The following is a 12805-nucleotide window of genomic DNA, read 5'->3' on the forward strand; positions in this document are numbered from 1 at the left end:
GTGGATTCATCGTAATGGCGCGGTAACTGTGCGTGTGTCAGAGGGGTTGGTGCACAGATGGCAAGGGGCACGATCCGCTACTGGGCGGCTGCGAAGGACGCCGCGGGCGTCGCCGAGGAGCCCTTCGAGGCGGCGACGCTGGCCGAGTTGATGACGAACGTCACAGTCGGCCGCGACAGGCTGAGTCAGGTGATCCGGCGCTCGTCCTTCCTGGTGGACGGTGATCCGGTGGGCAAGCGGGCGCACGACACGATCGTCTTCGCCGACGGGGCGACGGTCGAGGTGCTGCCCCCCTTCGCGGGGGGCTGACCACCGTGGCGGGCGGATCCGGGCAGGGCCGGCGCGGAGGGCCCGGCGGGGAAGGGCGGGTGCGGCGCGGAGGGCCCGGCGGGGAAGGGCGGATGTGGCGCGGAGGGCCCGGCGGGGAAGGGCGGGTGCGGCCGGGCGGGAAAGGACGGATTCTGTGAGATTCCGGATGGACACGGCCGCCGTCGGGCGTTTTGGAAAACATTGCCGGGGGATGTGCTGCGATGGCACGCTGGCCGGATCAAGGGAATGAACAGGGAGTCGGATGCGAAAGCTGGCCGCTTTTCTGGTTTTGCTGCTCGTTCTCCTCGCGGTTCTGGACAGGGTCGCTGTCACCGGGGTGCAACGGGAGATCGCCACGAGGGCGACCGCCAAGTACGACCTCGCCACCCCGCCCGAGGTGACCATCCTCGGCATCCCCTTCCTGACCCAGGCGGTCGCCGGGCGGTACGACGAGGTCAAGGTGGCCGCGGGCGCGATGAACCTGGCCGGTGTCGAGCTGTCCAGCGTGGACTTCACCCTCTACGGGGTCACCGCGCCGCTGGAGGACCTGATGCTCCACGCCGATCAGGTGGACATACGCGCCCAGCGCGTGGCGGGCGTCGTGGTGGTCTCCCTGAAGACGCTGAACCAGAGGGCCCCGCGCGGGATCAAGGTCGCGGTCGACGGTGACGGTCTCGACGTCACCGGCGAGATCACCGTGCTGGGCCGGAAGGTGCCGGCGAAGGCCAAGATGAAGATCGAGCTGATCGAGGACGGGGTGCGGTTCGTCCCCGAGCAGGTCACGCTGGGCGGTGGCATCCCGGTGCCCCAGCCGGAGCGGTTCATCTCCTACCGGATCCCGATCAAGAACCTGCCGTTCAACCTCAAGGTGACCGGCGTGAAGATCGTGCCCCAGGGCCTCCAGGTCTCCGGCGAGGCGTCCGACGTCCCGCTCCACGGCTGAGACGCTCCCATGTCCGAACCGATCCGGCCCGCCGTACGTCGTGAGGATGTGAGTCAAGCCGGAACCGCCGACGAGCAGCTCGTCAGAGCACTCTTCGACGAACACGGCGGGCCACTCTACGGCTACGTGCTGCGGCTGACGGGTGACCCGGGGAGAGCGGAGGACGTCGTGCAGGAGACGCTGTTGCGGGCCTGGCGGCATCCCGACGCTCTCAGCGGGCGCCCCATCCGCGCGTGGCTGTTCAGGGTGGCCCGCAACCTCGTCGTCGACCAGCACCGGGCGCGCAAGTCGCGTCCGCCGGAGACGGGCGCCGAGGCGCTCGCCGTGCTGCCCGCCGACGACGAGCTGGAGCGGGCCGTGGAGTCCTGGGCGGTCGCCGAGGCACTGGCCACATTGCGGCCCGAGCACCGCGAGGTGCTCGCCGAGGTCTACTACCAGGGGAAGTCGGTCAAAGAGGCCGCTGAGGCGCTCGGCATCCCCGCGGGAACGGTGAAGTCGCGCACGTATTACGCGCTTCGGGCACTCAAGCTGGCGCTGGAGGAGCGGGGGCTCGCGCCATGATGATGACGACCTGTGACGAAGTACGGATGTCGCTCGGAGCGTACGTGCTCGGGGCCCTGGAGCCCGAGGAGTGCGTGCTCGTCGAAGCGCATCTCGCCGGGTGCGCCGGCTGCCAGGCGGAGTTCGAGGAGCTGACCGGGGCGGCCACGTTCCTCGGACGGGTGTCGGAGGAGGACGTGGCCCAGGTGGGCAGCCCACCCCAGGCGGTGCTCGACCGGCTGCTCAGCGCCAGGGTCAAACGCCGCCGGATGACCCGGGTGCTGCTCTCGCTGGCCGCCTCGGTCCTGCTGGTCGGGCTCGGCGGGACCCTGTGGTCGGTCACCCAGTCCCCCCGGTCCGCCCAGGACGCCGCGGTGTCCGCGCCCCGGCCCAGTCTCGCCGAGGAGGTGTCCCCCTACTCCGCGAAGGAGAGGGCCGCCCCCTCGTCGCCCGACGGCGACGCGCGGCTCCTGCTGGGGGACGCCGCTGAGCGGACGGCCAGGGGGGACAACGACTCCGTCCACGCCACGGTGACCGCGTCGCCGGGGGAGAAGGCGACCACGCTCAAGGTCGTGCTCACCGGGGTCGCCAAGGGCACCCGGTGCCGGCTGGACGTGATCGGCGTCGGCGGGGCCCGGGAGACGGCCGGGAACTGGATCGTCGACAGGGCCGCCTACGACAGCTCCGGGGCCTTCACCGGCACCACCACGATCCCTCCCGCGGGCATCTCGAAGTTTGAGATCGTCACGGCGAAGGGGCGGATGCTGGTCACCGCGACCTTCCGCTGAGCACGGGCCCGTCCGAGCCGCTGAGCGCGGGTCCGTCCGAGCCGGCCGGCGTGGCCTTCCCCCGGACGCGTCCGCCCGGAGGCCGGGCGCGCCCACGAGAACGGCGCGGTGCGGCAGTGGCGGGCGAGCCCGCCTGGGAATGGCGCGGTGCGACCGCGTGTTGTCGTGCTCTGTGACCGGATTGACGGTGGTGCTCGTCACGCTCGTCGCGGCGACGCTGGCAGGCGTGGTGCTGCGGCGGCGCAGCGGCGTGCCACGCGAGGTGAGGGGCGACGTGGAGCGGCTGACGTCCGGCGATCTCGAAGCCGACCTGGGCGAGCGGGCCACCCTCGTGCAGTTCTCCAGCGCCTTCTGCCAGCCCTGCCGGGCGACCCGCCGGGTCCTGGCCGAGGTGACGGAGATGGTGCCGGGGGTGGCGCACGTGGAGATCGACGCGGAGTCGCGCCTCGATCTGGTCCGGTCGCTGAACATCCTGCGCACTCCGACCGTGCTGGTCCTCGACGCGTCAGGACATGTTGTGAAACGTGCCTCCGGTCAGCCACGGAAGGTTGATGTGATCGGCGCCCTGGGTCTCGCGGTCGGCGAGTAAGCGGCGAACCCTACCGCCCATTGAGCAATTTTGTCTCAGGAATTGGACAGGGATGTGACAGATCCCGGAACGTCGGGGTAGTGTCATCGACATGAACCCCACGACAGAGCTGCTGACGAAGCGGCGCGCGGTTGATTTCTGCCGCGTGACCACCGCGCTCTGTCGCGCTTCCTAAAGGGCGATCTCAAGCGGCCTCCGAGCCGCACCGATCTGCACACCCCTTCAGGAGCATCAAGCGATGCAGGCTGATCCCCGGGCTCTCCGCTTCGCGGCGGTTGTGACGACCATCGTCCTCGCGCTCGTCCTGGTCACAGGAAGCGCATGGCTGCTGGCCGCGCAGGCAGTGGTGTTCGCACTGAGCATCTTCGGCGTCTCGCCGTACGGGATGGTTTTCAAAGGGATAGTGAAGAGCCCTCCCAGGGAGCTGGAGGACGCCGCCCCGCCGCGCTTCGCGCAGGGGGTCGGACTCGCTTTCGCCCTGGTGGGCTTGGTCGGATATGTCACGCAGATCACGCCGCTGGCCCTCGGCGCAACCGCCGCGGCTCTCTTCGCCGCCTTCCTCAATGCAGCCTTCGGCTTCTGCCTCGGCTGCGAGATGTTCCTGATCATTCGCCGTTTACTGCCCGCCGCAAGATAATCCCGGAGGATCCCATGAGCCGCTCCGCCGCACTGGTGGACGCTGACTGGGTCGAGGCCAACCTCGACACTGATGGCATCGTCCTCGTCGAGGTCGACGAGGACACGAGTGCCTACGACAAGGGCCACATCCGTGGCGCCGTGAAGATCGACTGGAAGCAGGACCTCCAGGACCCGGTCCGCCGTGACTTCGTGGACCGCGAGGGCTTCCAGGCACTGCTGTCCGCCCGGGGGATCGGCAACGACGACACCGTGGTCCTCTACGGTGGCAACAACAACTGGTTCGCCGCCTACGCCTACTGGTACTTCAAGCTCTACGGCCACGAGAACGTCAGGCTCCTCGACGGTGGCCGCAAGAAGTGGGAGCTCGACTCCCGCGAGCTGGTCAAGGACGTTCCCTCGCGCACCGCGACGGAATACAAGGCCACGGAGCAGGACCACTCCCTGCGCGCCTTCCGCGACGACGTCCTCGCCGCGATCGGCAAGCTCAACCTGGTCGACGTGCGCTCGCCCGACGAGTTCACCGGCAAGCTGCTCGCCCCCGCGCACGTCCCGCAGGAGGCGGCGCAGCGCGGTGGCCACGTGCCGACCGCCCGCAACATCCCGTGGTCCAAGGCGGCCAACGACGACGGCACCTTCAAGTCCGACGAGGCCCTGAAGGCCCTCTACGAGGGCGAGGGCGTCGACTTCAGCAAGGACACCATCGCCTACTGCCGCATCGGCGAGCGCTCGGCGCACACGTGGTTCGTGCTGCACGAGATTCTCGACCAGGCAAGTGTCAAGAACTACGACGGATCGTGGACCGAGTACGGCTCGCTGGTGGGCGTGCCGATCGAACTGGGAGAGGCTCGATAATGACTCAGGGTTGCGCTGCTCCGGAACAGACGATTGCTCTTCCGGCCGGGATCGACCTTTCGACCCAGGCCGTCATCCAGGGAGTGGTCTCGGGCGCGGGCACGGCCTACGCCCGGCTGCTGGACCACTCCGGCGAGTTCACCGGCGAGGTCGTGGTGTCCGACGAGGGCATCTTCCGCTTCTTCGCCGCTCCCGGTGACTGGACCGTCCGCATCATCGCGGGCGGCGGCGTCACCAAGGACGTCAAGGCCCAGGCCCGCCTGGGCGAGGTCACCCAGCTCGCCGTGGCTGTCTGACCCCTGTCACGGCCGAGGGCCGGCACCCCGTCGCGGGTGCCGGCCCTCAGCCGTTTCGGATCCGGATCCGGTTTCACGGGACCCGGCTCTCGACGCGATGGAGCGCGTCGGCGTAGCCGGGGTCGGCGGACATGACCGCCGCCAGCCGAAGGTGTGGCAGGGCCTCGGCGTGGCGGTTGGCCCGCTCCAGGGTCCTGCCGAGCAGGAACCTGGCGTAGTGATCGCCGGGCGCGCGATCGATCAGGGCCTCCAGGGTCTCCCTCGCCCGGTTGAGCTGGGCCGAGCCGAAGTAGGCGCGGGCGGCCAGCAGCCGGACGGCGGAGTCGTCGCCGTGGTCGGCCAGCAGGGGCTCCAGGGTCCGCAGCGCGCCCAGGGGGTCCCGGACGTCCAGCAGGGACTCGGCCTGGCGCAGGAGCCTGACCTCGTCCGGGAGCTCGCGCTCGGGGGCGGCCTGCCGTACCAGGTCCCGGAGGACCTCCGGCGACTGCGCGCCCGCGACCGCCGTGCCGCCCACGACGTAGGTCGGCGAGGTGGCCACGCCGACGGCCTTGCCGCGCAGGAGCCGGGAGCGGACCTCGCTCGCCCCCTCTCCCGCGTCGAGCGCCCCGGCCATGCCGTCCAGGCCCGCCTCGGCGGCGAGCGCCACCAGGGTGGCCCGGTCGCCGATGTCGGAGGCCTCGACGAAGTGGGCGCGCAGGATCCGCTCCACGACGGCGTCCTGCAGGGCCGGACCGCCCCGCTGGTAGGCGAGGGCGATGACCCGGTGGGCGTCGAACGTGTTCGGACGCCAGACGGCGCCCCAGGGCGGGCCGAGCCCTTCCTCGGCCGCGACGAGCGAGACACGGACCCGGTTCTCCGCCGGGGTCAGGTCGGGGTGGCAGGCCCGCAGGGCCCCGTCGGCGACCGGGTCGCGCAGTGCCTCGTACAGCGGCTCGGCCGGGGCCGGAGCCATCGGGTCGATCTGGAAGGGGCGCCAGACGATCTCCACGTCTTCGCCGAACCCGGCCTTCTCCAGGCGTCGCTTGCCGATGTAGGCCCAGGCGCAGACCATGTCGGCCCAGACTTCGATGCGCTTCATGACCGGTGTAACAAACGACACCCGTCGTTTATTCGACAGTTGTCGCTTAGCCTTGTGGGCATGACTGCCGACGATCCGAGGATCCGCCGGACCCGCGCCCGCCTGCGGGCCGCTGTCCTGGAGCTCTCCGCCGAGCGCGACCCCGATTCGATCACGGTCGCCGAGATCGCCCAGCGGGCCGACGTCAACCGGGCCACGGTCTACGTCCACTACCGCGACCGCGACGACCTCGTGCTGGACGCGATGGAGGCGGCCGTCGGGGAGCTGGCGGCCGAGGCGGCGCGCTGTCCCTACCGGGAGGCCGGGCCGGTCCCGGCGTCGCTGGTTGCCCTGTTCGAGCACGTCGGCGCCCGTGCTCCGCTGTACCGGCGGATGCTCGGGCCCTACGGCAGCGCCCGCTTCTGCGCCCGCCTGCGCGAGGCGCTGGTCGTGGAGCTGCGCGGCCCGTTCGCGGCGGGCTCCCGCCCCCCGGGCCACGACGACGTGCCGCCCGAGATCCACGCCCACTACCTGGCGGGCGCGCTCATCGGGGTCGTCACCTGCTGGCTGGAGGAGCACCCGCCCCGCCCGGCCGGGGAGATCGCCGCGATGACGTGGGGTCTGATCCGCTGAGCCCGGCGGGAAACGGCCGGAGCGGGCGAGGTGTGCGGACGTGGGTCGGATCGTGTGGACGTGGGCCGGACCGTGTGGACGTGGGCCGGATTGTGTGAACGTGGGCCGGACTGTGCGGACCTGGGCCGGAGCGGGCCGGACGCGTGGACCTGGGCCGGATCGCGTGGGTGTTTCGCTGTGGCCGGTGACGGCGGGTCGCTACGATTCATCGGGTGTCCGGAACGTCTGTCATGCCGCCGCCCTCGCCCCCGTCGCAAGCCGCCGGCCAGGCGCCGGCCTCGCTCTCGGTCTACACCCTGCCCCTGCACACGCTCAGGATTCTCGGCGCCTGCGCGATCTCGCTGGTGCTGTGGTTCTCGGCGGGACGGGCGGTCCGCGCCGCTCTGATGTGGCTGGGCCCCGAGATCACCCGCGGTGACTACCAGCAGCTGCGGTACGTCCTCACGATGCTGATCTTCACGTTGATCGTGCTGAACGAGCTCGTGGTCATGGTGGGCATGCTGCACTCGGTGCGCGGAGCGCTCTGGGAGATCCGGGCGCGGCGGGAGGGCGGCGAGGCCGACGAGAGCATGTTCGGCGCGCTCAACCGGGCCACGCTGGTCTTCGCCACGATCTATCTGGCCTGGAGTTTCCACCGCGAGGACGCCCGCGAGTTCGCCATGTTCGACCTCACGGCGCATGCCGACGAGGATCTCCAGGGGACCCTCGCCGAGACCCCGGCCCAGGGGGCAGGCGGGCTCGTCGGGCTGGACGTGCGGATCTCCTTGGGGATCGCCGTGGCCGCCTACCTGCTGAAGACGCTGTTCGGCTGGTGGCACGCCAACGGCAAGGTCAGGGGCAGCGGCGTGCTCACCACCTTCTTCGAGCTGGCCTTCGCCTTCTACGGCCTCAACGCGACGATCGCCTTCGTCGGCGCGCGGTCCGACTGGCTCTCGCACCGGACCGTCACGACCATGGTCGCCGGCTGGATCGAGCAGGCGGAGAAGGCCATCCCGTGGTGGAAGGGGTTCTGGGAGTCGGTCGGCGAGGTCTGGCCGCACATCGTGGACGGCCTGATCGTGCCGCTGACCTGGCTCACCGTCGCCTCCCTCGTCTACGGGGCCTTCGCTGAGGACACCCGGGCGGTCGTGCGGGGCACCCGGCTGGACACCGTGGCCGACCGGATGGAGCAGACGCACTCCCTGACCCGTACCACCATGACGCGGGCCACGACCGGATTCCAGGAGCGCTGGGTCCCGCCCGCGAACGCCTTCCGGCTCGCCGCACGGGGCGGCGCCGCGCTCTTCGGCATGTTCTGCCTCTGCTACGTGGCGCTCCGAGTGGGGACCGACTACGCCGACCGCGGGGTGCGGACGCTCATCGGCAGCGAGGAGCCCTTCCTCTGGGTGGTCATCGCCCCCTCCCTGGAATTCGTCGAGGATCTGCTCGTGGCGGTGCTGACGACCTGCCTGCTGGCGGCTACGTTCGACATCGCCGCCACCCGCGGCCGCGAGGCGGGGGAGGCGGTCACCGCCTGAACAGCAGCACCTGGTCCTGGGGCTCGGTCTTCTCCGTCCCCGCCCGCTTGAACAGATCCTCCACCGACTCCTCCTCCAGCGGCACCCGGATCGTGCTCGGCAGGACCTCGACCTCGACCTCGCCGGCGACCTGCTCGGGCACCAGGCTGACCACGTTGTAGTCATAGCCGACGCCGACCTTGTGGTCCTTGACCTCCACCGGCAGGCTCCTGTCGACGACCTCGGTCTGCCACGCGCGGCCGTCGGGGTGCTTGACCTTGATCTCGGGGTCTCCCCGCCGGATGACGCCCTCGGTGTTCAGGGACGTCCTGGTCACCTTGATCTTCAGCCACCGCTGGTCGGCCTTGATCGGGCGCGCGCCCGGGAGGCTGTCGGTCTGCTCGACTCCGACCTTCCAGGCCACGTTCATGAGCGTCCCGGTGCCTCCGGCGGCCACGGTGTGGACCTGGTAGGCAGGGTTGCCGCTCCGGTAGAAGACGTATCCGTGCCAGGTGGGGATGCCCATGGCCACGGCCACGGCGAGGACCGCGCCGCCGACGCGCAGTGCCGTACGGCGTCGCGGCGGTGGGACGGGGGCGGCCGCGGCGGCCTCCCCCGGCGTCGCCGGGGCCCTGTCTCCGGGCACGGCCTCCGCCGCGGTCCCGGTTCCCGTCGCGGCTCCGCTCCCGGCGCCGAGGACGCCGGGGGTGACGGGTCTGGGCAGCGGCGGCCCCGGGACGGCGGGGAACGGCTGGGTCGAGGCGCCCGGAGGTTCGCCGGCGGGCTTGGGCACGGGCGGCCAGACCTGCTCGTCGGAGAAGGTCCGCCGGGGACCGGGGGTCCAGCCGGCGTCGACCGGCGCCTGCGGGGGCGGAGTCCCACCCGAACGTCTCCGGGGAGCCTCCCGGCGTCTTCCGGGGGTGCGCGCGGGAGCCGGCCGGGCGGGGGCGGGGGGACGGTTCTCGGGCATGGGGGGACGGCCGCCGGGGACGGGCGGTGGCCCGGTGTGCGCGCCGGACGCGGGCGGCCGTCCGGAGTGCGCTCCGGGGGTGGGAGAGGGGGAGCTCTCCGCAGGGGGCCAGGTCTCCCCGGCGGGCCAGGTCTCCGCAGGGGGGCGGGGCTCCGCGGGGGAGCGGTTCTCCTGGGGGGTGAACCAGTCGGGACGGCCCTCGTTCTCCGGGTGCGGCGTGCCCGTCACTTCTTGCTCGCCAACTGGTAGACGTCCTTCGCGTTCGAGATCAGGCGCCCCGCGGTGGCCTCGTCGAAGCCCAGGTCGATCTCCACCTCGGGCAGCAGCGCCTCTCCTATGAATCCGTTGCGCGGCGCGAGCACGAGCCGCGATCCGGGCAGTGCCGCCGCCGGAACCTCGAACACCGCCACGCTCCCGACCCACCAGCCCACCTGGATGAAGGGGTTGGTGATGGTATGGGAGGCGTCGACCTTGTCGGTGGCCGCGTAACGCCTGCCGTCCCCGGTCAGCAGGGCCGGGGTGCCGAACTTCTGCGGCTCCCGGTTGGCCGTCGCCTCCACCTCGGCGATCACGAAGACCCCGGAGGTGGTGGCCTGCTCCACCTTGCCGTCCAGCCCTGCGCTCTCGACGGCCTTGGCGACATGTACGGCCTTGACCCGGGCGGAGAACCGGGAGGCGGAGACCTGGTCCCCCACACCTCCGGTCCAGGTCAGGTGGGCCGTCCGCGCCTCCCGGTCCAGGCCGGTCGTCTGCAGGCCCACCGCCGCGACCGCCAGTGCCGCACCGGCGGCCAGGACGCCCGCCCGGCGCCATCGGCCCGGAGCCGCGGGCGCCCGGCGGCCGGCGGCCGTCTCGGGCCGGGCCGGGGTCACGGTGCTCATCACAGGGTTCCCCCCTGATTGACGGGGAGGGTGACCTGCGCCGCCACCTTGGGCGGGGCGTCGTCGGCGTCGCCGTCCTTGACGAGGACCCAGCCCAGGTCGATGTTGAACGTCTCCGGCTCCTCGAAGACGCCGACGTCAAGTTTGATCTGCTTCGGCGGGCGGTCCCCCGCGGGCAGCTCGTATCTGACCACGACCGTGGAGGTCATCCCCGGGTGGAGCTGCCTGCTCGGCACGCCCTCGTCCGGGACGGAGACGGTCGGGCCGAGGTCGCCCCCGATCTCCGGGTCCATCTTCAGCAGGGACTGCGCGAACATGAAGCCGGGCGTCTTGCCCCTGCCCGGGGCTCCCACGCCGGTGGTCTCGTCGCTCTTGTTCGTGACCTCAAGCTCGATCTCGAGGAAGCGTTTGCCCTCGCCGCCGAACGGGTCGCGCTGGAACAGGGATCGGGCCTCGGTGAATTTGGTGGTGAACTCGCCCTGGTCCAGGCTCGAACCTGGGCCGAGCTGCTGGGGAGGTGCTTCGGAGGCCTCGGCGAATCCGCCGAGGGCGGCGGTGATTCCCAGGCCGGTGGCTATGACCAGGGCGGCGACCGGCACCGCGATCGGGCGCCGCTTGCCGGTTTCGCCACCGGGGGGAGACGTCATGACAAAGGATGGTAATCGCTGACCTCCACCCCATCCGACTCATTCATCCCGTGAGTGTCATTGAACATGGGGAAAATGCAGCAGATTGGCGGGAACGCTGCCCGAATAGGAGGTCCAACTCTTACGCTGTCACCGAGGCGGCGAGAGCCCTATGGCGGAGGTTCCGTGGCGGACGTGCATCCCGAGCATGCGCAGCTCCAGGCGGACCGGATCTACCTGGGCTGGCAGTATGCCCTGTTGCACCCTGATCCGGGTCCGGCGCCCAAGCGCCCCTCCCCCGCCGAGGACTCCGCCGACCCGGTCGATCCCGAGTGGGTGCGCAGGGAACGGCTCAACGAGGACCTGCTCAACCGGCCGGTGAAGATCTTCAGGATGTTCGTGACCGGGCTCGTCGTGCTGATCCTGCTCCTGGGTGTCACCGAGCTGCTGAGCTGGTCGTTCGCCGCGGTGGGGCTGATCGCCACCGGCGGGGTCGCGGCCTTCTGCACCTACGCGATCCGCCAGGGCGACCGGGCGGTCCGCCACCGGATCCGGGAGCGCCAGGCGGTCGGCGACCGGCAGCGGGAGGAGCGCGACAGGGACCTGTTCCAGGCCCAGGAGGAGCACGCCGTCCGCTACCGGGAGTGGGCGGAGAAGAAGGAGCGCCACGACCGCCAGCTCACCTGGTACGCGGTGGCCGTGCCCGACGAGATCGACCGGATCGACGTCGCGGGGGGCACGCTGCCCGGCTGGTCGGCGCTGATCACCCTGCTCGGCGCGACCCGGCTCTACAGCGGAGGCCACCTGACCGTGCTCGACCTGTCCGAGGGCGCGATCGCCAAGGACCTGGTCGAGCTGGCGCGCAGGGGCGGCGACGACCCGCTGGTCTGGGTGCTCCCGGTCGACCTGCCCAAACTCGACCTGGGCGCGACGCTGGCCCCCGAGGCCTTCGCCGACGTGCTCGCCCACGTCGTGAGCGTCAGTGAGGAACACCGCACGACCAGGGACCTGTCGTTCGACAACGCGATCCTGGAGCGGGTGCTGGAGGTCCTCGGCGAGAACGCCACGATCAACCAGGTCACCGCCGCCCTCCGGGCACTGGCCCAGGTCGGCGATCCGCGCGACGACCTCAGGTTCGGCCTGATCACCGCGGCCCAGCTGGAGCGCATCGGCACGCTGTTCGGCCGGGGCGTCAGCGACCGGGTGGTGATCGAGCGGGCCTGGGCGCTGGAGTCGCAGCTGCGCAAGCTGGAGACCCTCGGCTCGGAGGCGGTACGGCTGCCGCCCGCCCGCCTGCGGGTCGTGTCGATGGACCGGCAGGCGGGCGTGTTCGGCAACCGGGTCCTCGGCACCTACGTGGCCACCGCGCTCACCCACATCCTGCGCCAGTCGCCCGCCTCCACGCGGCCGTGGTACCACACGATCATCGTCGCGGGCGCGGACAAGCTCCGCGGCGACGTGCTCGACCGGCTGATGGACGCCTGCGAGACCTCCAGGACCGGGCTGGTGCTCACCTACCGGTCGCTCACCCCGACCGTTCGGGAACGGCTCGGCCGGGGGCACGCGGCGGTGACGTTCATGCGGCTGGGCAACGCCGAGGACGCCCGGATCGCCAGCGAGCACGTCGGCACCGAGCACCGCCTGGAGCTCGCCCAGCTCACCGAGACGATCAGCGCCGCCGGGGCCGGGCTGGAGGGCGGCTACGTCTCCACCGTCGGCCAGACGGAGGAGGGCGAGGACGAGCGGGATGTGAGCCGTACGGACCTCAAGGAGGACATCACCGAGTCCACCGAGTGGGGCCGCCGAGCGAGCAAGGCGATGGGGGAGACCGAACGGGTGCTGCACCGGTCCCGGGAGTTCCTCGTCGAGCCCCACCAGCTCCAGCAGCTCCCCACCACCTCGGTGATCGTCACCGACGCCACCGCGGAGGGACGCCGGGTCCGCCTCGCCGACGCCAACCCGGCGATACTGACCTTCCCGAAGACGACTCTGGGGGAGTTCGACGAGATCAGGGAAGCCGCGCTGGACCGCGGCCCGCGGGAGGAGCCCCGCGAGCCGAGCCCCTTCGAGGACGCGCCGCCGAACCTCGGTCCGCCGCCGCCCAGGCTCGACTGGCGCAGACGCCAATGAAGCGTCCGTTTGTGGTAATGGCCTGGCCAATGCGGGGGTGCGATCCCCTCGGAAGG

Annotated in this window: 16 protein-coding genes; 12 read left to right on the plus strand and 4 right to left on the minus strand. The window is 71.2% G+C overall.

Going from position 1 to position 12805, the window contains the following annotated elements; all coding sequences use genetic code 11:
• Positions 1–57 precede the first annotated feature (57 nt).
• The 9 genes from BM085_RS27480 (at position 58) to BM085_RS27515 (ending at position 4956) form a co-directional block, all read left to right on the plus strand.
• Complete coding sequence (locus tag BM085_RS27480) at positions 58–309, plus strand: MoaD/ThiS family protein (protein WP_093889788.1); 252 nt, start codon at positions 58–60, stop codon at positions 307–309.
• 262 nt (positions 310–571) lie between these two features.
• A complete protein-coding gene (locus tag BM085_RS27485) occupies positions 572–1252 on the plus strand; it encodes an LmeA family phospholipid-binding protein (RefSeq protein ID WP_093889789.1) in 681 nt (226 codons plus the stop codon).
• A 9-nt stretch (positions 1253–1261) separates the two neighbouring features.
• A complete protein-coding gene (locus tag BM085_RS27490; RefSeq protein ID WP_177245299.1) occupies positions 1262–1813 on the plus strand; it encodes a sigma-70 family RNA polymerase sigma factor in 552 nt (183 codons plus the stop codon).
• 2 nt (positions 1814–1815) lie between these two features.
• A complete protein-coding gene (locus BM085_RS27495) occupies positions 1816–2580 on the plus strand; it encodes an anti-sigma factor family protein (protein ID WP_281249875.1) in 765 nt (254 codons plus the stop codon).
• A 172-nt stretch (positions 2581–2752) separates the two neighbouring features.
• On the plus strand, positions 2753–3169 hold the full coding sequence (locus BM085_RS27500; protein ID WP_093889791.1) for a TlpA family protein disulfide reductase: 417 nt from the start codon (positions 2753–2755) through the stop codon (positions 3167–3169).
• A 91-nt stretch (positions 3170–3260) separates the two neighbouring features.
• Positions 3261–3344, plus strand: a complete 84-nt coding sequence (locus BM085_RS47505) for a putative leader peptide (RefSeq protein WP_352036913.1) — start codon at positions 3261–3263, stop codon at positions 3342–3344.
• Positions 3345–3407: 63 nt separating this feature from the next.
• Positions 3408–3806, plus strand: a complete 399-nt coding sequence (locus BM085_RS27505; RefSeq protein ID WP_093889792.1) for a DUF4395 domain-containing protein — start codon at positions 3408–3410, stop codon at positions 3804–3806.
• 14 nt (positions 3807–3820) lie between these two features.
• Positions 3821–4660 (plus strand): sulfurtransferase, encoded by an 840-nt coding sequence (locus BM085_RS27510; protein WP_093889793.1) that lies wholly within the window; start codon positions 3821–3823, stop codon positions 4658–4660.
• Positions 4660–4956, plus strand: a complete 297-nt coding sequence (locus BM085_RS27515) for a DUF1416 domain-containing protein (RefSeq protein ID WP_086577614.1) — start codon at positions 4660–4662, stop codon at positions 4954–4956. Before BM085_RS27510 ends, BM085_RS27515 begins: the two co-directional genes overlap by 1 nt.
• Before the next feature lie 73 nt (positions 4957–5029).
• Here the strand turns inward: BM085_RS27515 and BM085_RS27520 are convergent, their stop codons facing one another.
• Positions 5030–6034 (minus strand): DsbA family protein, encoded by a 1005-nt coding sequence (locus tag BM085_RS27520; protein ID WP_093889794.1) that lies wholly within the window; start codon positions 6032–6034, stop codon positions 5030–5032.
• A 60-nt stretch (positions 6035–6094) separates the two neighbouring features.
• On the opposite strand from BM085_RS27520, the gene BM085_RS27525 reads away from it, so the two are divergent.
• Both BM085_RS27525 and BM085_RS44670 read left to right on the plus strand, forming a co-directional pair.
• Positions 6095–6646, plus strand: coding sequence for a TetR/AcrR family transcriptional regulator (locus BM085_RS27525; protein WP_093889795.1), 552 nt, complete (start codon positions 6095–6097; stop codon positions 6644–6646).
• Positions 6647–6858: 212 nt separating this feature from the next.
• Positions 6859–8163 (plus strand): hypothetical protein, encoded by a 1305-nt coding sequence (locus BM085_RS44670; protein ID WP_177245301.1) that lies wholly within the window; start codon positions 6859–6861, stop codon positions 8161–8163.
• On the opposite strand, the gene BM085_RS27535 is transcribed toward BM085_RS44670, so the two are convergent.
• From BM085_RS27535 to BM085_RS27545, 3 genes are read right to left on the minus strand one after another with little or no spacing between them, the layout of a single operon-like run.
• A complete protein-coding gene (locus tag BM085_RS27535; RefSeq protein WP_143121093.1) occupies positions 8153–9340 on the minus strand; it encodes a hypothetical protein in 1188 nt (395 codons plus the stop codon). The two genes, BM085_RS44670 and BM085_RS27535, sit on opposite strands and share 11 nt — an antisense overlap.
• On the minus strand, positions 9337–9993 hold the full coding sequence (locus BM085_RS27540) for a hypothetical protein (protein ID WP_093889798.1): 657 nt from the start codon (positions 9991–9993) through the stop codon (positions 9337–9339). Before BM085_RS27540 ends, BM085_RS27535 begins: the two co-directional genes overlap by 4 nt.
• Entirely contained in the window at positions 9993–10640 is a 648-nt protein-coding gene (locus BM085_RS27545) for a hypothetical protein (protein ID WP_093889799.1), read from the minus strand. Before BM085_RS27545 ends, BM085_RS27540 begins: the two co-directional genes overlap by 1 nt.
• A gap of 174 nt (positions 10641–10814) precedes the next feature.
• Between BM085_RS27545 and BM085_RS46940 the strand changes: the two genes are divergently transcribed.
• On the plus strand, positions 10815–12749 hold the full coding sequence (locus BM085_RS46940; protein WP_281249873.1) for a hypothetical protein: 1935 nt from the start codon (positions 10815–10817) through the stop codon (positions 12747–12749).
• Positions 12750–12805 lie beyond the last annotated feature (56 nt).

The organism is Streptosporangium canum, assembly GCF_900113865.1.
Classification (GTDB): Bacteria; Actinomycetota; Actinomycetes; order Streptosporangiales; family Streptosporangiaceae; genus Streptosporangium; species Streptosporangium canum.